Consider the following 20141-nt stretch of genomic DNA (forward strand, 5'->3'; position numbering starts at 1 on the left):
TGGGCGACGATCGGGCAGCGACGAAGGGGGCACACCGTGCAGTTGGGCATCATCGGTCTGGGCCGGATGGGCGGCAACATGCGGGACCGGCTACGTGACGCCGGTCACCAGGCGTACGGCTATGACCGGGACCCGGCGGTCAGCGACGTGGCCAGCCTCGCCGAGCTGGTCGACCGGCTCGCCGCTCCGCGGGCCGTCTGGATGATGGTCCCGGCCCAGGTGACGTCGTCGGTCGTCGATGAGCTGTGCGGCCTGCTCTCCCCCGGGGATCTGGTGATCGACGGCGGCAACTCCCGGTTCAGCGACGACGGGCCGCGTGCGGCCCGGCTGGCCGAGCACGGCGTCGGCTACCTCGACGTCGGGGTGTCCGGCGGGGTGTGGGGCCGGCAGGCGGGGTACGGGCTGATGGTCGGCGGCGACGCCGAGCACGTACAGCGGATGATGCCGATCTTCGAGGCGCTCAAGCCGCCGGCGGAGCACGGCTTCGTGCACGCCGGCCCGGTCGGTGCCGGACACTACGCGAAGATGGTGCACAACGGTGTGGAGTACGCGTTGATGCACGCCTACGCCGAGGGCTACGAGCTGATGCTGCAGAGCGAGCTGATCACCGACGTCCCCGGAGTGATCAAGTCCTGGCGCGACGGCACGGTGGTCCGGTCCTGGCTGCTGGATCTGCTGGACGCCGCGCTCGACGAGGACCCGCAGCTGGCGGCGCTGCGCGGGTACGCCGAGGACACCGGCGAAGGGCGTTGGACGGTCGACGAGGCGATCCGGCTCGGGGTGCCGATGAACGTGATCGCGGCCTCACTGTTCGCCCGGTTCACCTCGCGGCAGGACGACTCCCCGGCGATGAAGGCGGTCGCCGCCCTGCGCAACCAGTTCGGCGGGCACGCCGTGCAGTCCAGCCCCTGACCTCCGTGTACGTCCGCCGTTTCGAACTGATCGACTTCCGCTCGTACCAGCGGGTCGAGCTCACCTTCGAACCGGGTGGCAGCGTGCTGGTCGGGCCGAACGGGGTCGGCAAGACCAACCTCGTCGAGGCGCTCGGCTACCTGGCGACGCTGGGTAGTCACCGGGTCGCCACCGACGCGCCGCTGGTCCGGGTCGGCGCCGATTCGGCGATCATCCGCGGCCTGGTCGTGCACGACCAACGGGAGCTGTTGGTCGAACTGGAGATCGTGCCGGGGCGGGCCAACCGGGCCAGGCTGGGTCGGTCGCCGACCCGCCGGGCGCGGGAGGTGATCGGTGCGCTGCGGCTGGTGCTGTTCGCCCCCGAGGATCTGGAGATCGTCCGGGGCGACCCGGCCGAACGCCGCCGCTACCTGGACGAGCTGCTGGTCACCAGGCTGCCCCGGTTCGCCGGCGTGCGGGCCGACTACGACCGGGTGGTCAAGCAGCGCAACGCGTTGCTGCGCAGCGCGTACCTCGCCCGCAAGACCGGTGGTGGCCGGGGCGGTGACCTGAGCACGCTGGACGTCTGGGACGCCCATCTGGCCCGGCACGGAGCCGAGCTGCTCGCCGGCCGGTTGGAGCTGGTCACCGCACTGGCCCCGCACGTGGCCAAGGCGTATGACGCGGTGGCGGCCACCAGCGCGGCGGCCGGCATCAGCTACCGGCCGTCGATCGATCTGCCGGATGCCGGGACCGTGCCGTCGGCGGCGGACCGGTCCGCGCTTGAGTCAGCGCTGCTGGCCGCGCTGGGCGAGGCCCGCCGCAGCGAGGTCGACCGTGGCGTCACCCTGGTCGGCCCGCACCGCGACGACCTGCATCTGACGATCGGCAGCCTGCCGGTGAAGGGGTACGCCAGCCACGGCGAATCCTGGTCCTGCGCGCTGGCGCTGCGGCTGGCCGCGTACGACCTGCTCCGCGCGGAAGGCATCGAGCCGGTCCTGGTCCTCGACGACGTGTTCGCCGAACTGGACAGCGGCCGCCGGGAACGGCTCGCCGAGTTGGTCGCCGGGGCCAGCCAACTGCTGGTGACCTGCGCGGTGGCCGAGGACGTCCCGGTAGCGTTGCGCGGGGCACGCTTCGAGGTCAGCCGTGGGGAGGTACGCCATGTCGGATGAGCCGCAGCACGGTGAGCCGGCGCAGGCTGCCGACCAGCCGCCGATCCTGCCCCCGCCGTCGACCGGCCCGCAGTTGGCCAGGGCGGTGCTGGACGCGGCCCGCGCCCGTCGAGAGGCGAACCGGCCCCGCCGCCGGACCGGTGGCGGCAGCGACACTGGCGGAGCCGGGTCGGGCGGCCGACGACTGCGCGGCTACTCGGGTCCGGGGCCGGACCCCCGCGATCCCCAGCTGTTCGGCGACGTGCTGGCCCGGCTGGTCAAGGCGCGCGGCTGGCAACGGCCGGCCGCCGAGGCGACCGTCTTCGGCGCCTGGGAACGGGTGGTCGGGCCGGAGGTGGCCAAGCACAGCCGCCCGGTCAAGTTGGAGAACGGCGAGTTGACGGTCGAGGCGGAGTCGACCGCGTGGGCGACCCAGCTACGTCTGCTCGCCCGCTCCTTGCTGCGCCAGATCGCCGCTGAGGTCGGGCACAACGTGGTGACGAAACTGCATATTCACGGCCCGGCCGCGCCATCCTGGTCGAAGGGACCGAGGCGGGTCCGTGGTCGTGGCCCGCGGGACACGTACGGTTGATCCCCACCCGGCCGGTCCGCTCCCTGGCCGACGCCGGCCGCCCAGGATCAGGCTGCCGCGTCGGCGTAGACGGCGAAGCCGCGATCGGCGCAGCGGCGGTAGAAGCGGGACAGCACCGCCAGCTCCGACCGGGGGAAGCTCCACTGCGGCGCGTCACCGGCGTCGTCGCGGAGCGCGTCGAGCCGGCTGTCCAGCCAGCGCAGCTGCTGTTCGGCGAGCCGGGCCCCGGCGAGGGCGTCGCGCAGCACCGCCCCGACCGTGTCGAAGGTGACGGTGTCGCCGTACCGGTCGTGGCCGTCGACGAACCGCTCCAGGCCGCCGGCGATCCAGGCACAGCCGTCCGGGTCGATCACCGGGTCCTCGTCCTCGGCGGCCGCCTCGGTGGCGTACAGCACTCCGGTCAGCCCCAGCAGCAGGTCCACCAGCTCGGTGTAGGCGGTGGCCCGGACACTGCCGGTCTTCGCGATGTAACCGGCGAGCGCGGCGGTCGGCGCCGCGACGTCGGCCTGCTCCGCCAGCTTGTCGAAGTCGACGAACTCGGCCGGTGCGACCGGTTCGTAGAACTCGCCGACCCGTGGCCATTGCACCGCGACGTTGTCCAGCCCCATCGCAAGCGTCACCCTTCTCCAGCTGGTGGCCCGGGTCGGGTGCGCATCCGCGATGCTGCTGCCCGGTGCGAGCCTGTGCGGTAGCGGCACTGTAGCGGCATCCGGGTAGTCGTTTCATCTTCAGGTGGCCCGGCGGGCCGCCGCACCGTCGGTGCGGTGCCCCGTGGCCGACCGATGATGGATCTGGTGCGTGTGGGGGTGGTCGCGGTGGGTGGGGTGCGGCCGGCTACGAACCTCTCAGCCGCTTTACGGGGGTGCCGCGTCCCGGTTATGTCGGCTCGGCACAGTAGGATCGGAGACAGAGACGAGGGAGACCCGCGCGGCGCGACGATCCGGAGCCCGCCTGGCAGGATCACCGACGAGGTGACCACCGGCAGCCGTGATCGCCGGACCGTACGGGGCCCAGCCGTTCGTGATCCGCGGGTCCGCTGCGGCGTACGGCGCGTTTCGCCACCCGTCGGCGATCCACCCGGAAGATGCGGGTTGTCGGCCATGGTGCCGGTTCGCGTCCGTCCGCCGTCGGAAGATCCGCCGAACCCCGCGTCCCTGTGCCGTCGCGGCCCAGGTGTGCGAGAAAGTGGCTGAGGGTGTCAGCGGAGAACAACCAGGAGTACGGCGCCGAGTCGATCACCGTGCTGGAGGGCCTCGAGGCGGTCCGCAAGCGACCGGGCATGTACATCGGTTCGACCGGTGAGCGCGGCCTGCACCACCTGGTCTGGGAGGTCGTGGACAACGCGGTCGACGAGGCGCTGGCCGGGCACTGCGACACCATCGAGGTGGTGCTGCTCGCCGACGGCGGGGTGCGGGTCACCGACAACGGCCGGGGTTTCCCGGTGGACCTGCATCCAAAGCTGAAGAAGCCGGGTGTCGAGGTCGCCCTGACCGTGCTGCACGCCGGCGGCAAGTTCGACGGCAAGGCGTACGCGGTCTCCGGTGGCCTGCACGGGGTCGGTGTCTCGGTGGTCAACGCGCTCTCCGTGAAGATGGAGGTCGAGATCCACAAGGACGGCCACGTCTGGCGGCAGCAGTACGCCAACTCGAAGCCGACGCCGCTGGACAAGGGCGAGGCGACGAACCGGACCGGGTCCGCGGTCGCCTTCTGGCCGGATCCGTCGATCTTCGAGACCACCGAGTACGCGTTCGAGACGATCTACCGCCGGTTGCAGGAGATGGCCTTCCTCAACCGTGGGCTGACCATCCAGCTGCGCGACGAGCGGGTGGCTGATGACGACGGAAAGCACCGCGAGGTCACTTTCTGCTACAAGGGTGGTATTTCGGACTTCGTCCGCCATCTCAACGCCTCGAAGAACCCGATCCACAAGAGCGTGGTCGAGTTCGGCGCGGAGGAGGAGGGCATGTCGGTCGAGATCGCCATGCAGTGGAACGAATCGTACGGCGAGTCGGTCTACACCTTCGCCAACACCATCAACACCCACGAGGGCGGCACCCACGAGGAGGGCTTCCGGTCCGCGTTGACCAGCGTGGTCAACAAGTACGCCATGGACAAGAAGCTACTCAAGGGCGACGAGAAGCTCTCCGGCGAGGACATCCGGGAAGGGCTCGCCGCGATCATCTCGGTCAAGCTGGCCAACCCGCAGTTCGAGGGCCAGACCAAGACCAAGCTGGGCAACACCCCGGTGAAGAGCTTCGTGCAGCGGGTCTGCAACGAGTGGCTGGTCGACTGGCTGGACCGCAACCCGGCCGAAGGCAAGATGATCATCACGAAGGCCACCCAGGCGGCCCGCGCCCGGATCGCCGCCCAGCAGGCCCGCAAGCTGGCCCGGCGCAAGTCGTTGCTGGAGTCCGGGTCGATGCCGGGCAAGCTGGCCGACTGCCAGTCCACCGACCCGCGCGAGTCGGAGGTCTTCATCGTCGAGGGCGACTCGGCCGGCGGCTCGGCCAAGCAGGGGCGGGATCCGCGTACCCAGGCGATCCTGCCGATCCGGGGCAAGATCCTCAACGTGGAGAAGGCCCGGATCGACCGGGTGCTGAAGAACAACGAGGTCCAGGCGCTGATCACCGCGCTGGGCACCGGCATCCACGACGACTTCGACATCGACAAGCTGCGCTACCACAAGATCGTGTTGATGGCCGACGCTGACGTGGACGGCCAGCACATCCAGACGCTGCTGCTGACCCTGCTGTTCCGGTTCATGCGTCCGCTGGTCGAGCTGGGCCACGTCTACCTCGCTGCCCCGCCGCTGTACAAGATCAAGTGGAACCGGAAGGGCGACGACGCGCAGTACGCGTACTCCGACCGGGAACGCGACGGACTGATCGTGCTGCGCCAGCAGAAGAAGCCGAACGCCAAGCCGGACGACATCCAGCGCTTCAAGGGCCTGGGAGAGATGAACTACCCCGAGCTGTGGGAGACGACGATGAACCCGGCGACGCGTACGCTGCGTCAGGTGACTCTGGACGACGCAGCAACCGCCGACGAGCTGTTCAGCGTTCTGATGGGTGAGGACGTCGAGGCGAGGCGCTCCTTCATCCAGCGCAACGCCAAGGACGTCCGCTTCCTGGACATCTAGCGCCCCGCGCGGCCGGGCGACCCCCCGAACAGGGGCCGGCCCGGCCGCGTCATCAGCAACTTCGCCAGCTTCCACAGCCGTTGTCCAGCACCGGTACGACGGTTTCAAAGGTTGATAAGGGTTAACTGTGACGGATACTCCCGAGTCCTTCGGCAGCGAGCCGGATCCCGTGGCAGCCGCCGCGGCTGCGGTCGCCCGCCACGATCGCATCGAGCCGGTCGGGCTGGAAGTCGAGATGCAGCGTTCGTACCTCGACTACGCGATGAGCGTGATCGTCGGGCGGGCGCTGCCGGACGTACGGGACGGGCTCAAGCCCGTACACCGCAAGATCCTCTACGCCATGTTCGACTCGGGCTACCGGCCGGACCGGGGCTACGTCAAGTGCTCCCGGGTCGTCGGCGACGTGATGGGTCAGTTCCACCCGCACGGCGACTCGGCCATCTACGACGCGCTGGTCCGGATGGCGCAGCCCTGGTCGCTGCGGTACCCGCTGGTCGACGGCAACGGCAACTTCGGCTCCCCGGGCAACGATCCGGCAGCCGCGATGCGCTACACAGAGTGCAAGCTCGACCCGCTGGCGATGGAGATGCTGCGGGACATCGACGAGGACACCGTCGACTTCCAGGACAACTACGACGGGCGGGCCAAGGAACCGGTGATCCTGCCGGCCCGGATCCCCAACCTGCTGATCAACGGCTCCGAGGGCATCGCGGTCGGCATGGCCACCAAGATCCCGCCGCACAACCTGCGGGAGATCGCGGCGGCGGTGCAGTGGTGCCTGGAGAACCCGGAGGTCGACGAGGCGACCACGCTCGAGGCGCTGATCGAGATCGTCAAGGGCCCGGACTTCCCGACCGCCGGTCTGATCGTCGGCACCACCCCGATCCAGGACGCCTACCGCACCGGTCGCGGGTCGATCCGGATGCGGGCCGTGGTCGAGGTCGAGGAGGACAAGAAGGGCCGGACGTCGCTGGTCGTCACCGAACTGCCGTACCAGGTCAACCCGGACAACCTTGCCGAGCGGGTCGCCGAGCTGATCAAGGAGGGCAAGATCGGCGGGATCGCCGACATCCGCGACGAGTCCTCCGGGCGTACCGGCATGCGGCTGGTGCTGGTGCTCAAGCGCGACGCCGTCGCCAAGGTGGTGCTTAACAACCTCTACAAGCACACCCAGCTGCAGGAGACGTTCGGCGCCAACATGCTGGCCCTGGTCGACGGGGTGCCGCGCACGCTGAACCTGGCGCAGTTCATCCGGTTCTACGTCGAGCACCAGATCGACGTGATCCGGCGGCGCACCGCGTACCGGCTGCGCAAGGCCGAGGAGCGGGCGCACATCCTGCGCGGTCTGGTCAAGGCGCTGGACATGCTCGACGAGGTGATCGCCCTGATCCGGCGGTCGCCGACGGTCGAGGACTCCCGGCAGGGCCTGATGCGGCTGCTCGACGTCGACGAGATCCAGGCCACCGCGATCCTGGACATGCAGCTGCGCCGGCTGGCGGCCCTCGAACGGCAGAAGATCATCGACGAGCTCGCCCGGATCGAGCTGGAAATCACCGACCTCAAGGACATTCTGGCCAAGCCCGAGCGGCAGCGGCGGATCGTCTCGGAGGAGCTCGGCGAGATTGTCGCCAAGTGGGGCGACGAGCGGCGGACGAAGATCGTGCCGTTCGACGGCGAGGTCTCGATGGAGGACCTGATCGCCCGCGAGGACGTGGTGGTCACCATCACCCGCACCGGGTACGCCAAGCGGACCAAGGTCGACCTCTACCGCTCGCAGCGCCGGGGCGGCAAGGGCGTCAGCGGTGCGACGCTGCGCCAGGACGACATCGTCAGCCACTTCTTCGTCGCGTCCACCCATGACTGGATGCTGTTCTTCACCAACAAGGGCCGGGTCTACCGGGCGAAGGCCTACGAGTTGCCGGAGGCATCCCGTACCGCCCGTGGCCAGCACGTGGCCAACCTGTTGGCCTTCCAGCCGGACGAACACATCGCCCAGGTCATCCGGATCCCGAACTACCAGGTGGCGCCCTACCTGGTGCTGGCGACCCGCAACGGCCTGGTGAAGAAGACCCGGCTGGAGGAGTTCGACTCGAACCGCTCCGGTGGGATCATCGGCATCAACCTGCGGGACGCCGACGAACTGGTCGGAGCGGCTCTCGCCAGCGGGGCCGACGACCTGCTGCTGGTCTCCAAGAACGCCCAGGCGATCCGGTTCACCGCGACCGACGAGGCGCTGCGTCCGATGGGGCGGGCTACATCGGGGGTGATCGGGATGCGGTTCACCGACACCGACGAACTGCTCGCCATGGCGGTCGTCCGGGAGGGGATGGACCTGGATGTTTTGGTCGCCACCAACGGCGGGTACGCGAAACGTACTCCGATCGAGGAGTATCCGGTGCAGGGCCGGGGAGGCAAGGGTGTGCTGACTGCGAAGATCACCGAGCGCCGCGGTGGTCTCGTCGGCGCGGTCGTCATCAGTCCGGACGACGAGCTCTTCGCGATCACCAGCAACGGTGGCGTGATCCGGACTCCGGTGAAGCCTGTACGACGTACCCGGGACCGGAACACAATGGGGGTCAAGCTCATGGACCTCCCAGACGGCGTGACCATCGTGGCCATTGCTCGCAATGCCGACGAGCCTGACGAACAGGACTAGTTGATGACGGAGACCCAGGCGAAGTCGGGGGGAACAGGATCCTCGGCGGCTCCGGTCGACGAGGAATCCGCCGCCGGAGGCACATCAACGGCCACCGGCCGCGCCGCTGTCGGCCGGGCCAGCGTGCCCGGTGATTCGCCGTCGCCCAAGTTCACCCGGGCGCCAGGGATGCCTCCCCCGCCCGACAGACCCGCCGACGACCCAGCCGGTGGCACCGGCGACTCCGTCGACGGTTCGACCCGCGCCGGAGGCACCGGCGACAGCGCCACTCAGCTCGGCGGCATATCCGCCTCTTCCGGAAGGTCGGCACCTCCTGTGACGTCGGCACCTCCTGTTTCATCCGCTCCGCCGGCCAGCTCCGGCAGCGGATTCACCGGTGGAGCGCTCGGCGCCACCGCGGCAAGTGGCACCCGACCGGGCGGTGGGCTCGGGCCCACCGGGCAGTTCGGCACCATCGGCGGCACGGCCCGGGTGGGTACGGCCACTCCCGGCTCGCGGACCGGCCTGGGTTCGCCGACCGTACGCACGATCGGTGGTGCCGGTGCCGGTGTTGGCGCGGTCGGCGCGGCGCGAGTCGGCCCTGACGGTGCCCGCACCGCGCGACCCGGGGTCAGCTCGGCTGCCTCGCGAGGTCCGCGTCGAGCTCGCCTCAACCTGAAGCGGATCGACCCCTGGTCCGTCATGAAGTTCTCGTTCGCGGTCTCGCTGGTGCTGTTCATCGTGGTGATCGTCGCGACCTCGGTGCTCTACCTGGCGCTCGACGCGATGGGCGTGTTCCAGAGCGTCAACGCCAGCCTTGGTGACCTGATCGGTACCGGCACCGGGGACGGTCCGAGCCTGCGGATCACCGCTCAGGGCGTGATCGGCACGGCGGCGCTGTTCGGGCTGATCAACGTGGTGCTCTACACCGCGCTGGCGACGCTCGGCGCGTTCATCTACAACGTCTGCGCCGACCTGGTCGGCGGGATCGAACTGACCCTGGCCGAGCGGGACTGATCCGGCCCGCTCAGGGAAGCGGAGGACGGCCGGGCGGGTCGATACCCATTGGCCCCGGCCGTCCGCGATCCGGTAGTCTCCCCATGGTCCGGCGCTCCGTTCGCCGGCTGCCGGTGGCTTTCGCCCCGAGTTGGGGTGTAGGGCACGGGTGCGGTAACCTTGCTCGTCGCGTACGGGGCTATAGCTCAGTCGGTTAGAGCGCAGAGCTGATAACTCTGAGGTCGCTGGTTCGATTCCAGCTAGCCCCACTCCACGACAGTCGAGCGTAAGGGGACACGCCCCATGGTCAAGAAGATCCTCATCATCGCCGGCGTCATCGGCGTAGCCGCGCTGATCGCCAAGAAGGTCAAGGAGACCAGCGACGAGCGTGCCCTCTGGCACGAGGCGACCACCGCTCCTGATCTCCGCTGATCCAACTTCTGTCCCCGGACCGCAGTCGTCACCGCTGCGGCGGGGACCACTCGGGGCCATAGCTCAACTGGCAGAGCACTGCCTTTGCAAGGCAGGGGTTAGGGGTTCGAGTCCCCTTGGCTCCACCCACATTTTGGCTGGTCGGCGCGCCAGTGCATCGACCCTTGTCGCGCTGGCCAGTCGGACCAGGAACCAGAATCAGCGAATCGTCAGCAGAAGTCGCCGAACACGTCCCGTACCCCCGTCGCTGATGAGCCACGTGGCGTACGAGTTCCTCAGGTCGTGCAAGCGGAGCCCGCCAGCGGCCTTGAGCGCGACCTGGTCGACGGCTTCCCGCTCGGTCGCGAACTCGGCAACCGCTCGACGCCGGTCGCGTCGGTCCACTTGGCGTGCCACTTGTCCGGCGACACTTCGGCTACCTTGCCGAGTAAGCCAGCCCGGACCAGCGCCGGACGCCAGACCTGTCGACGAAAGTTTGACCGCCGGAGTGGGCTGCCGTCCCGCGTGGCGAACACCAGCGCGGCCGGCTTGGGCTCTGCGGGCTGTGCGCCGAGTCGCGGGCAGTCCAACGCCATCAGGCCTGCCGGCGGGTGGGCCAGAGGAACCACGTCGTGTCCGTGGTCTGGCAGGTGGTCGACCCAGGCAGGGGCGAGCGTACTGACGGGCTGATCGACGACTACCAGTTGATGGTCCAGCTCAGCGCCTGAGCCGTGCGGCCCGACGACGATCTGAGGCGGGACAGCTGTGCCCACCGCGTGGTTGGGCGCGGTGGGCACAGCTGTGCGGTACGGAGGTGGTTGAGGTCAGCGCTTCCGGTTCGGGTAGCGGCGACGTTGGGTCAGGTGGACAAGGATCACTCCGCCGACGATCAGCACTAGGCCGACGACCAGGAAGTTCATGGTGTTCGCGCCGGTCAGTGCCAGCGGACTGGCCGACTCGTCAGCATCTGCTTCGTTTGCAAGGTTGTCCACGGCTGGGGCATTGATTCCACCGGCAGCGGCAGCGGCAGTCGGGCTCGGGTCCGCACTCGGCTGTGCGGTCGGCTCGGCTTCCTTCTCCTCTCCGGCAGCGGTCTCGGTCGGCTCCGGCGTGGGCTTGGCTTCCTGCGTCGGCGGTGCCGGATCGTCGGTGACCTCCGCCTCAGGGCTGGCCGGTGCCGGTGTCTCCTCAACGGGCGGTTCCTCGGCCGGCGGTTCCTCGGCCGGCGGTTCCTCGGCCGGCGGTTCCTCGGCCGGCGGTTCCTCCGCGGGCGGTTCCTCCGCGGGCGGTTCCTCGGCCGGCGGTTCCTCCGCGGGCGGTTCCTCCGCGGGCGGTTCCTCCGCGGGCGGTTCCTCCGCGGGCGGTTCCTCCGCGGGCGGTTCCTCCGCCGGGGGTTCCTCCGCTCGGCCGGCTCGCACCTCGATACGGACGGCGTCGATCGCCGGGGTCTGGTTGGCCCGCTGCATCATCGGGATCCGGTGCGATCCGTCGCCGGCCCACGATGCGCACTGGGCGATCCCCTCCTGGGGCAGCCCGGGCACCTGGATAGTGACGACATCCGGCTCAGCACCGCCGCCACCGTCCTCAGTCGCGACGAAGAAGGCCGGCACCGGCTCCGGGTCGAGCGCCTCGGTGGTGCTGGTCAGCATCCGGCAGGCGGTGTGGAAGTGACCGCGGGTCAGTCCGTCTCCGGTCAGCAGCGCGGACTCCACGTAGTACCCGCCCTGAGCCGCCGGGAGGAAGCGGTCCCGGACCAGATTGCGGGTGCTGACCCGCAGTTGGAACGGTTCGCCGACGCCAACCGATTCCGGCGACTCGGTGATCAGCAGCGTCGGGTTCTGCTCTGCCGCACCGACCTCTCCGAACGCTGTCGAGACGCAGCGGCTGCCCACCTGGAAGCCGTCGTGTAGCTCCAATGAGCTGTCGTCGCAGCCGGTCCCGAGCACATCGAGTCCGTTGACCTGCTCGCTGGCCTTGCGATCCGTCCCAGCACTGGAGATCTGGCTGACGGCGATCAGGACCCCGAAGGCGGACAGGGTCGCGACCGCGATGACGGCGCGGCGCGTCCGTCCGCCCTTCGCGGGTCTGGCGGCGCGTCTGTGAGCCGTTTGTCCCATGTGCACACCTTCCGAATGCTCACCGTACTGGGATGTCTGTATTAGGCTCGGGCACGACGGTGCCGGCGGGGGTTCACCGGGAGCGGATGACTAGTCGCCCCGGGCCATACGCACACGTTAGGGAGCGGTTCAATCAAGAATCAACTTCAGCGCCAGAAATGATGATTTCTTGAGCCGCAGGTAAAGAAAACTTATGGCATCGATCTCGAACGCCTGACATCAGCCGTTCGGCTGATGTCGATGTGGTGACTGTCGGTAGTGGTGGGATGTCACCGGCGGTCGTCGTGCAGTAGCTTCTTCTGCACCTTACCCATCGCGTTGCGTGGCAGGTCGTCCACGATGCGCACTTCACGTGGGCGCTTGTGGGTGGAGAGTTCGGTGGCCACGAAGTCGATCAGCGACTGCGGGGACACGCCCTCGGCCACCACGTACGCGACGACCCGTTGCCCGAGGTCTGCGTCGGGTGCGCCGATGACCGCCGCCTCGCGTACTGCCGGATGGGTCAGCAGCACGTTCTCCACCTCGCCGGCACCGATCCGGTAACCACCGCTCTTGATCAGATCGGTCGAGGCGCGGCCGACGATTCGGTGCCAGCCGGCCTGGTCGATCGCCGCTACGTCGCCGGTGCGGAACCAGCCGTCCGGGGTGAAGTCGCCGCGCCCGGCGGCGCCGAGGTAACCGTCGAACACCATCGGGCCGCGAACCTGCAGTTCGCCGATGGTCTCGCCGTCCGCCGGCAACTGCTCGCCGTCCTCACTGGCCAGCCGGGTGTGTACGCCGGCGAGCGGCGTACCGACCCAGCCGGGTCGCCGCTCGCCGTCGGCGCGGCTGCTGACCGTGATCAAGGTTTCGGTCATTCCGTACCGTTCGACCGGTGCCTGCCCGGTGAGCTCGGTGAGCGTGCGGAAAACCGGGGCGGGCAGGGCCGCCGAACCGGAGACGAGGAGCCGGGCGGCGCGTAACGCCCGGGCGGAGGGTCGGTCGTCGCAGATTCGGGACCAGATCGTCGGTACGCCGAAGTACAGCGTGCCACCGGCGGCGGCGTACGCCCCAGGGGTGGGCCGGCCGGTGTGCACCAGCCGGCAGCCGACGCGTAGCGCGCCGATGACGCCGAGCACCAGACCGTGTACGTGGAACAGCGGCAGGCCGTGGACCAGGGTGTCGTCCGGCGTCCACGCCCAGGCCTCGGCGAGGGCGTCGAGGTCGGCGGCGATGTTGGCGCTGGTCACCGGTACACCTTTCGGTGCGCCGGTGGTGCCGCTGGTGTAGAGGATCAGCGCGGGGGCGTCGGACCCGACGGTCCGGCGCTGGCCGGGCCCGCCCTGGTCGGAGCCGCCCTGGTCGGAGCCGCTCCCGACCGGCCTCGTCGGGTTGGGGCCAAGCAGCAGTTGAGCGCCGGAGTCGCGCAGGATGTGACCGCGTTCGACCGGGCCGGCGTCCGGCGGTACGGGGACCAGCGTGGTGCCGGCCAGCAGGCAACCGGTGAGCGCGACGACCGTGTCGAGGCTGGCGGTGGCGTCGACCGCGACGGTGTCGGCGCCAGCGATCTGCCTGGCGACGGCGGTCGCGGCTTCGAGCAGGTCGTCGCCGGACATCGACTGGTCGCCGACGGTGACCGCCGCCGGCCGGCCGGTCAGTCGCGTGGGGTTCAGCAACGCCATCTTCCCGACTCTCCTCCTGCCGGTGGGCGGACCGGCTCCGGACCATTGTCGGCTCTGTGGTTGCCGGGCTGGCGCTCTGGGTCGCCGGCTTCGTCGGACTGTTCGGGTACGGGTACACGGCGAAGTCGCAGCGCGACGCCGCCGCCGTGGACCTGTCCAGGGTGGCGATCGACGACACCGTCACGGTCCAGGTCACTGACGGCGGCAAGTACGGCGTCCGGCTGGAGACCATCGCCGGAGCCGACCGCCCCGACACGGTCCAGCGGCTGATCGACGCTGCGTGGGCTGCTCACCGCCGGATCGGCGGCCGGCGGTGGACTGCTGCTGGTGCTCGGGTCGGTGCTGCCCTGGATCGCCGGTCCGGACGCTGATGCCGTCATGTACGGCGCGGTGGAGACCGCCGGCGGGTCGGCGCTGGGTTCGCGGGCCGGGCTCTCCGGCGGGGACGCGTTCGTGACCCTGCTGGCCGGGCTCGTCGCGCTGGTCGTCGCCGGGTGGTACGGAATGGGCCGGGCCCGCCGGTGGCAGCAGGTGACGATGGCCGGGGCGGGCGTGCTGGCCATCGCCTGGGCAATGCTGAACCACGCCGAGATCGGCGAGCCGGATGGCACCGTCGTGCTCGGCCCGGTCGCCCCGGACAGCCCGGTCGACCAGATCAACTAGATCGACCAGACCGACCGGGTCGGCCTGGTTCGTTCGTTCCCTCCGTTGTCGACGGGCTCTCTTCTGACCGCTACCGGTCAGTTCTGAAACACGCCGTCTGATTCCTGCCACAAATGTTCGTCGCTGGGCACGGAAAATCACATGACTTGTATTTCGGATGTATTTCGCGATGCTATGGGATAAATGAGACGTGAAATCTATGCTTCTCGGTGGTGCTCCCTGCTCACATGATGTCGAAGCGTTTAGTGAAGTTGGATCCAATGGTTCTGGTGGACATCTACCCAGCTCAAGCGGCAGGTTTCGCGAGTGTCCGTGATCAGTCATTCAAACTCCGTTGTGATCAATGGAAATTTGCCAATACGCTGCTAGCGCCCAGATGGGTACCAAGACAAGGGAGGGTCTCTTGAAATCCACACTGCGCTGGTCGGCGATGGCCGGCCTGGCACTCGCGCTGGTCGTCACCGGCGCGCCGGCCGCCCAGGCGGAGTCGTCGCCGTTCAAGTCGGACGGCAACACGAGCGCCATCGCCCGCACCCTCGACGGCCGGGCGATCACCAACGCCAAGATCGCGAAGGAGGTCACCGACTTCTGGACCGAGGAGCGGATGGCATCGGCGGTCGACCTGACCTTCGCGAGGTCGGCGAAGGGTGCCGAATCGACGATCGCCGACGCCAAGCCCAACGGGCCGGCGGGTGCGGTGGCGCCGGTCGCGCCGAGCCTCGGCAGCCGCGGTGACGTCGGACTGATGCTCAACGAGTCGCAGGCCGTCGGCAAGGTCTACTTCACCACCCCCACCGGCGGCACCGCCTCCTGCTCGGCCAGCACCGTCGCCAGCGGCAAGCGTCGGCTGGTCATGACCGCCGGGCACTGCGTCCACCAGGGCCCCGGCGGACAGTGGTACAGCAACTGGCAGTTCGTCCCGCGCTACCGCAACGGCTCGCGCCCGTTCGGCACGTTCGTGGCGTCCAGCCTCAACACCCGTACCGCCTGGATCAACAGCGGCAGCTACGCCGAGGACATGGGCATCGCCATCATGAACAACGGCGGCATCTACGGTGCCAAGGTCGTCGACACCGTCGGCGGCCACGGGCTGCGCTGGAACTACAGCTACAGCGTCTATGTCACCGCTCTCGGTTACCCGTCCAACCTGGGTGGCGGCGAGAGTCAGTACTACTGCCAGGGCACCACGTGGAACCCCGGCGGCCAGCAGATCCGGATGTACTGCAACATGACGTACGGTTCCAGCGGCGGACCTTGGCTGCAGGAATACAACGACTCGACCGGCTACGGGTACATCAACAGCGTGGTAAGCCACGGTGACAACCCGGGCAATGGTCAGTTCGACGGCCCGTACTTCGACAACGACATCAAGAGCCTGTACGACTTCGCCGAAGGTATCTCTCCGGCCTGATCCGTCCGTCCACCTGATCAGTACCGTCCAAAGGTAGCCTCGGCCGATATGGTCGGGGCTACCTCCGCTGCCAGTCCGTCAGCGGCTGCCAGTCCGCTGATTGGCGTGGCTATCTCCCGCCGCGAACCAACGTCGTCGTCACCGGTACGGTCACCGGTGGACGGCGGCTCGTTGTACGACCTCCTCGGTTGTCAACGGGCTGCGTGGGTGGTGGCTCAGGCACATCGGCGCCTGCAGCTTGACGAACCGCGCGCCTTCCACCGCTGCGTAGAACTGTCCGGTAGCCATCTTGCCGACGTCAGGGATGTCGGTACCCTTGGCCCGCGCGACGTCACGGGCCGCCTCGATCTGCACAGGTGCGGTCAACAGGCCGAAGAACTGGGTGGCAGCGTTGCCGGGGATCTGATTGTGCAGCGCCTTCGGGGCCTGGGTCGCGAAGACCAGACCGAGCCCGTACTTACGGGCCTGTGACGTCAACGCGAGGGTGCTCTGGGTGCAGGCGGTGACCGAGCCGGATGGTGCGAGGGTCTGAGCCTCATCCATCACGAACAGTCCGCCGAGTGGCCGGTCGCCGGCCGGATTTCGCTTGATCCAGGTGAACAGGGCGAGCTGTAGCTGGTTGACGAAGCTCTGCCGCTGGTGGTCGTGTGGCAGTCCGACGAAGCTGATCACCGAGACGCGGGCGTGTCGGCCCGGCGGCGGCGTGAGCAAGATGCCCGGGTCGACGGGAGTGCCGTCACCGCCGAGCAGCGGATCATCGATCAACGCTGCCTTGAGTAGTTGCGCCATGCCTGCTGCCAGCTTCGGTGCGCTGTCGAGCTGGCTGACCCCGTCCGGTAGGTCGTTCAACAGATCGGTGAACGCCTGCAGGTCGCTGCCACCGTTCTGGGCGTAACCAATGAGTGCCTCGCGCAGCACGGCTCGCCCCAGCCTTGCCTTGTCGGTGCCGCCGTCGACCCGGGCATGTGGCGCGAGGGTGGCGACGGCTGAGTCCACGGCTGCGCGGAACCCGTCGGGATCGTCGAGTACGTCACCGAAGTTCGGGAGCGGTTGAAAGCTCAGCGGGCGGCCGGCACGACGACCGGGCGTCCAGACGACCACGTCGGTACCGGCGAAGTAGGCAGCAGCTTGATCCGGATCCGCAGGACCCCAGCCGGTCGGCGGCTCCGGCCAGGCATCGCCGAGTCGGGCGAGGTCGTTGTTCGGGTCCAGCACGATCGCGGACACGCCACGCAGCGCGCACTCCTCGACAAGCCGGCGGAGCAGCACCGTCTTGCCGGATCCCGAGCCGGCGAATATCACCGTGTGCCGACGCAGTGACTCCAAGTCCATTCGGACCGGGTCCGCCCGGCCGGCGACGGACCCGATCGTCATCTGGGGCGGGTCGATCCCGGCCTGCATCGCCAGCTGCTCGGCGGGCCCTCCGCGACCAGCGGACGAGCTCCCGCTGGCCGCCGGCCGCACCGATACGGAGGCCCGACCGACGGCCCGCACCGGCGGGCCGACCTGCTGCATGGCCGGATCGGGCTCGGTTGGCGCCGTCGTGTCGTGACTGTCAGCATGGCTTTCCCTGTTGGCGTCGGCACCGCCATCGAGCGCGTCGCGCAAGAAAGCGACGGTGGAGGCCGGCTGTCGGGAGGCGAACCATGGCCGCAGTCGTTCCAACCCGTACTGCTGGATCAGCCGTTCCAAGGCGGCAAGGCGCCTGATGTCCGCGGTGGGGAAGGGAAGCGTCTGCCCGCCGGCTCTGGTGAACGCGTCGAGCAGTTCCCGGGTACGTGCACCGGCCGACCAGCCCGCGCTGCGGAGCAGGAAGAGTCGCCGCTTGGTGACCCCTTCGGTCAACCCGGAGGTGGTCATGGCGTTGCGGATCCGGTTGAGCGCCGCGATGTGGTGCGGCGCACAGACGGCCCGGAACGACCAGTGCTCCTCGTCCTCGGTCTCCTCGTCGAGCGTCCGCCGCACCCGGGCGTGCAGGGCCGGCTTGCCGCTGAACGGCAGCGGGTCGAGGCTGAACTCATCGGCCGATCCGCCCTGCGCGGCGATCCACGCGGTCAACCCGGCCTGTAGCAGCGCCGGCACTCTCAGGTCCTCGCTGGACTGCTGCACCGCGCTTGCGGTCTCGGCTGACTCGATCAACTCGGCGTAGCTAATGTCGATCTTGGCGAGCTCGTCGGACTCGGCCGGCACCGACTGCGCGCCTTCCTGCACCTCGGACTTGTCGGACCGATCGGGTGTGGGAACGGCATCGGACCTCGTGGCCGGGCCGTTCTTTCCGGACTGCGCGTGCAGGAGGTGGGTGAGCTCGCGTACCTGCCCGTCGGCCAGACAGGAGCGCACGTGGGTGTCGATCCGACGGAGCAGTTCGCGTGGCGTGAACTGGACGACCTCAGTGAAGGCGGACGGATGGATCGGCCACGTCGGGTACGGCGGGGTGAAGCCCAGCTCGTCGAAGACCAGGCCGAACCGCTTCTCCACCAGCTCGCGGCCGATGTCCGGCGACGGGATCTCCTTGAGCCGCACCGCCTCCCGGAACCGATCCTGCACGGTGTCGGTGGCCTGCTCCTTGATGCTCTGCCAGGTCTGTGGCAGGCAGGAGACGACCGACAGCGCGCGGCGGGTGTTCTCCCGGAGCGACATCAGCCCGCTGGCGATCTGCTCAAGCAGCAATGAGGTCTGCCAGTCGACCTCGCCGCGTACCTCGCGACTGGTGGACTTGACCGACTGCGCGACCATCAGGTCGATCTGGTCGAGCGCGATCACGGTGGGCCCGACCAGAGCGAGCAGCCGGGACGCGTCGCGGACGATCTCCTGCGGTGCTCGCTTGCTACGTCGGATGCCCCAGGCGGCCAATGCTCCCGGGCTTTCCTCGTCGCTGGATGAGAGGAAATCGTGGCCGAGGTCCTGAGCCGTGCCGTCGTCGCTGGCGTACAGCACGAGTGCCCGAGCAGTGTCCTGGCATTCGGTGCCGATCTGGCGATTGATCTTCCGTACCTGGTCTACGAGGGCATCGAGGGCATGCCGGGTCAGTTCGGTGTCGCCGGTGATCGACCGACGGACGGCCCGCGGCGCGTCGACCTCGTCGGCAAGTCTGCGCAGGAAGGTGCGCAGCTGAGAGGTTCCGTCCGGTGCCGGTCGGACGAAATCCTCCAGCAGGGACAGCGAGGTGCTTCGCCAGAACGCGCTGGCCTCCAGGAGCTTGACAAGAAAAAAGAAGCCACCGGCGGTCTGTACCCGTTGACGCAACGCGCCGAGCAGGTGTGTCTTGCCGGTGCCGCGTTGCCCCAGGATCGCCAGTCCCACCGGGCTGGAGTCGACGCTGTCATCCGCTTCGGCGACGCCCTCCATCACCATCTCGATGATCTGGTGATGCAATCCTTCGACGTGGAAGGGAAGCGGCTTCCAGACATCGTCCGGGGTCGGTGCCCAGTTGAACCGTAGTGCGGCCAGCGCTCGCCGCTGCTCGTCGGTCATCCCGGTGGGACCCGTCATGAGGGCGAGATCGAAATCAGATGCCGTAGCTGATTGCCGATGCTGACGGCGGCGTCGCGCTCCTGCGTCCTGAGTACCTTCTGGTTGGACTCCGGCACGATCTGCACGTCGGGGTCCTGGTTGAGCTTGATCAGCGCGGCGTCGAGATCGTCGCGAGACAGATCGGCGAGCACGGCCCGCAGCGCGGCCAGCATGACGTAGTCGCCGGGTTGGTCGATCAGCTCGTGGTACGCCCGACGGATCCGCGTGGCCACGTCGACCTGGCTCGCTTCGCTGCCGTTGGCCGTCGGCGCGACCGGCTCTGCCGAGTCGGTGGTGGAAGCGATCTCGTCGGGCTTGAACTGCATCCGGAACAGGTCGTCCGCTCGGACGCCCGAGTGGTCGATCAGCCGACGAACGAAGTCGAGCACCGTGTAGAGCGTCGCACCTGCGGTGCCGGCACCCTTCGGTGGCTCGTCCTTGCTCAACTCCGCCTTGGCCGCCTCCCACCCGCTGTCGGTCAGGTGCAGGGTGATTGGCTTCTCCGTCACCTCGATCAGCCCAAGGGCTTCCAGGGCGCGGCGATGGGTCGCCTTGAGCCCGGTGACGCCCGCGACGTTGATCAGGTAGCTCTGCTGCAGCGGAGCGGCCTTGACCATCAGGTTGATGAGTACGCACCGCTCGACGAGGGTGAGTTCCTTCTCCGACATGCGGTGCTCCTCAAGGGCGTGAGCGGTCGCATCGACATGGCGATGATCAATAGCTCGGGGTGGCCGGGAAGATGAGGTGCCGGGCCGGGGGTGGCCTGGGCACTGGCCGATTCTGCCGATACCGCTGGATCGACGCAAGGTCCGTCCGTCCGATGCAGATAGCTGACACTCCGCCATGGGTGGATCTTCAATGTCGCAGGGCAGGAGGTCACCTGAAACACCTGTTCGCAGGGGCCGGAAAGTGATCATGAATAGAACCGTTGCCAAATCTCGTCGGTGAGAGGCAGCAT

Annotated in this window: 15 protein-coding genes and 2 tRNA genes; 12 read left to right on the forward strand and 5 right to left on the reverse strand. The window is 68.7% G+C overall.

Going from position 1 to position 20141, the window contains the following annotated elements; genetic code table 11:
• The first annotated feature begins 36 nt into the window (after positions 1–36).
• The 3 genes from gnd to O7553_RS26890 are packed head-to-tail and all read left to right on the forward strand — an operon-like array spanning position 37 to position 2637.
• Positions 37–912: a phosphogluconate dehydrogenase (NAD(+)-dependent, decarboxylating) gene (gnd, locus tag O7553_RS26880; RefSeq protein ID WP_281552355.1), complete on the forward strand. Its 876-nt coding sequence runs from the start codon at positions 37–39 to the stop codon at positions 910–912.
• A gap of 5 nt (positions 913–917) precedes the next feature.
• Positions 918–2066 carry a DNA replication/repair protein RecF gene (gene recF, locus O7553_RS26885; RefSeq protein WP_281552356.1) on the forward strand — a complete coding sequence of 383 codons (1149 nt, stop codon included), beginning with the start codon at positions 918–920 and terminating at the stop codon, positions 2064–2066.
• Complete coding sequence (locus tag O7553_RS26890) at positions 2056–2637, forward strand: DciA family protein (protein WP_281552357.1); 582 nt, start codon at positions 2056–2058, stop codon at positions 2635–2637. The genes recF and O7553_RS26890 overlap by 11 nt, the downstream gene beginning before the upstream one ends.
• A gap of 47 nt (positions 2638–2684) precedes the next feature.
• On the opposite strand, the gene O7553_RS26895 is transcribed toward O7553_RS26890, so the two are convergent.
• Positions 2685–3245, reverse strand: coding sequence for a hypothetical protein (locus tag O7553_RS26895; RefSeq protein WP_281555771.1), 561 nt, complete (start codon positions 3243–3245; stop codon positions 2685–2687).
• A 587-nt stretch (positions 3246–3832) separates the two neighbouring features.
• Between O7553_RS26895 and gyrB the strand changes: the two genes are divergently transcribed.
• The 6 genes from gyrB (at position 3833) to O7553_RS26925 (ending at position 9964) form a co-directional block, all read left to right on the forward strand.
• Positions 3833–5776 (forward strand): DNA topoisomerase (ATP-hydrolyzing) subunit B, encoded by a 1944-nt coding sequence (gene gyrB, locus O7553_RS26900; RefSeq protein WP_281552358.1) that lies wholly within the window; start codon positions 3833–3835, stop codon positions 5774–5776.
• 127 nt (positions 5777–5903) lie between these two features.
• The gene (gyrA, locus tag O7553_RS26905) at positions 5904–8432 is read left to right on the forward strand and encodes a DNA gyrase subunit A (protein WP_281552359.1); all 2529 of its coding nucleotides are present in this window, start codon (positions 5904–5906) and stop codon (positions 8430–8432) included.
• 3 nt (positions 8433–8435) lie between these two features.
• Entirely contained in the window at positions 8436–9428 is a 993-nt protein-coding gene (locus O7553_RS26910) for a DUF3566 domain-containing protein (protein WP_281552360.1), read from the forward strand.
• 174 nt (positions 9429–9602) lie between these two features.
• A tRNA-Ile gene (locus O7553_RS26915) sits at positions 9603–9676 on the forward strand.
• 34 nt (positions 9677–9710) lie between these two features.
• Positions 9711–9839 carry a DLW-39 family protein gene (locus tag O7553_RS26920; protein WP_233606623.1) on the forward strand — a complete coding sequence of 43 codons (129 nt, stop codon included), beginning with the start codon at positions 9711–9713 and terminating at the stop codon, positions 9837–9839.
• Positions 9840–9891: 52 nt separating this feature from the next.
• Positions 9892–9964: transfer RNA gene (locus O7553_RS26925), tRNA-Ala, on the forward strand.
• Between the two features lie 678 nt (positions 9965–10642).
• On the opposite strand, the gene O7553_RS30240 is transcribed toward O7553_RS26925, so the two are convergent.
• The gene (locus tag O7553_RS30240) at positions 10643–11935 is read right to left on the reverse strand and encodes a hypothetical protein (RefSeq protein WP_348651184.1); all 1293 of its coding nucleotides are present in this window, start codon (positions 11933–11935) and stop codon (positions 10643–10645) included.
• Between the two features lie 269 nt (positions 11936–12204).
• The gene (locus tag O7553_RS26935; protein WP_281552361.1) at positions 12205–13596 is read right to left on the reverse strand and encodes an acyl-CoA synthetase; all 1392 of its coding nucleotides are present in this window, start codon (positions 13594–13596) and stop codon (positions 12205–12207) included.
• Between the two features lie 56 nt (positions 13597–13652).
• Here O7553_RS26935 and O7553_RS26940 point away from each other — a divergent pair, with 56 nt between their 5' ends.
• The 3 genes from O7553_RS26940 to O7553_RS26950 all read left to right on the forward strand — a co-directional run bounded on the left by O7553_RS26940 (position 13653) and on the right by O7553_RS26950 (position 15670).
• Positions 13653–13967 carry a hypothetical protein gene (locus O7553_RS26940; RefSeq protein ID WP_281552362.1) on the forward strand — a complete coding sequence of 105 codons (315 nt, stop codon included), beginning with the start codon at positions 13653–13655 and terminating at the stop codon, positions 13965–13967.
• Positions 13924–14259 (forward strand): hypothetical protein, encoded by a 336-nt coding sequence (locus O7553_RS26945; protein ID WP_281552363.1) that lies wholly within the window; start codon positions 13924–13926, stop codon positions 14257–14259. Before O7553_RS26940 ends, O7553_RS26945 begins: the two co-directional genes overlap by 44 nt.
• 376 nt (positions 14260–14635) lie before the next feature.
• Positions 14636–15670 carry a hypothetical protein gene (locus tag O7553_RS26950; protein ID WP_348650028.1) on the forward strand — a complete coding sequence of 345 codons (1035 nt, stop codon included), beginning with the start codon at positions 14636–14638 and terminating at the stop codon, positions 15668–15670.
• Positions 15671–15820: 150 nt separating this feature from the next.
• On the opposite strand, the gene O7553_RS26955 is transcribed toward O7553_RS26950, so the two are convergent.
• Both O7553_RS26955 and O7553_RS26960 read right to left on the reverse strand, forming a co-directional pair.
• Positions 15821–19162, reverse strand: coding sequence for a DUF87 domain-containing protein (locus O7553_RS26955; RefSeq protein ID WP_281552365.1), 3342 nt, complete (start codon positions 19160–19162; stop codon positions 15821–15823).
• Positions 19159–20100 carry a hypothetical protein gene (locus O7553_RS26960; RefSeq protein ID WP_281552366.1) on the reverse strand — a complete coding sequence of 314 codons (942 nt, stop codon included), beginning with the start codon at positions 20098–20100 and terminating at the stop codon, positions 19159–19161. Before O7553_RS26960 ends, O7553_RS26955 begins: the two co-directional genes overlap by 4 nt.
• Between the last annotated feature and the right edge of the window lie 41 nt (positions 20101–20141).

This window comes from Solwaraspora sp. WMMA2059 (assembly GCF_027497315.1).
In the GTDB taxonomy this organism is placed as follows: domain Bacteria; phylum Actinomycetota; class Actinomycetes; order Mycobacteriales; family Micromonosporaceae; genus Micromonospora_E.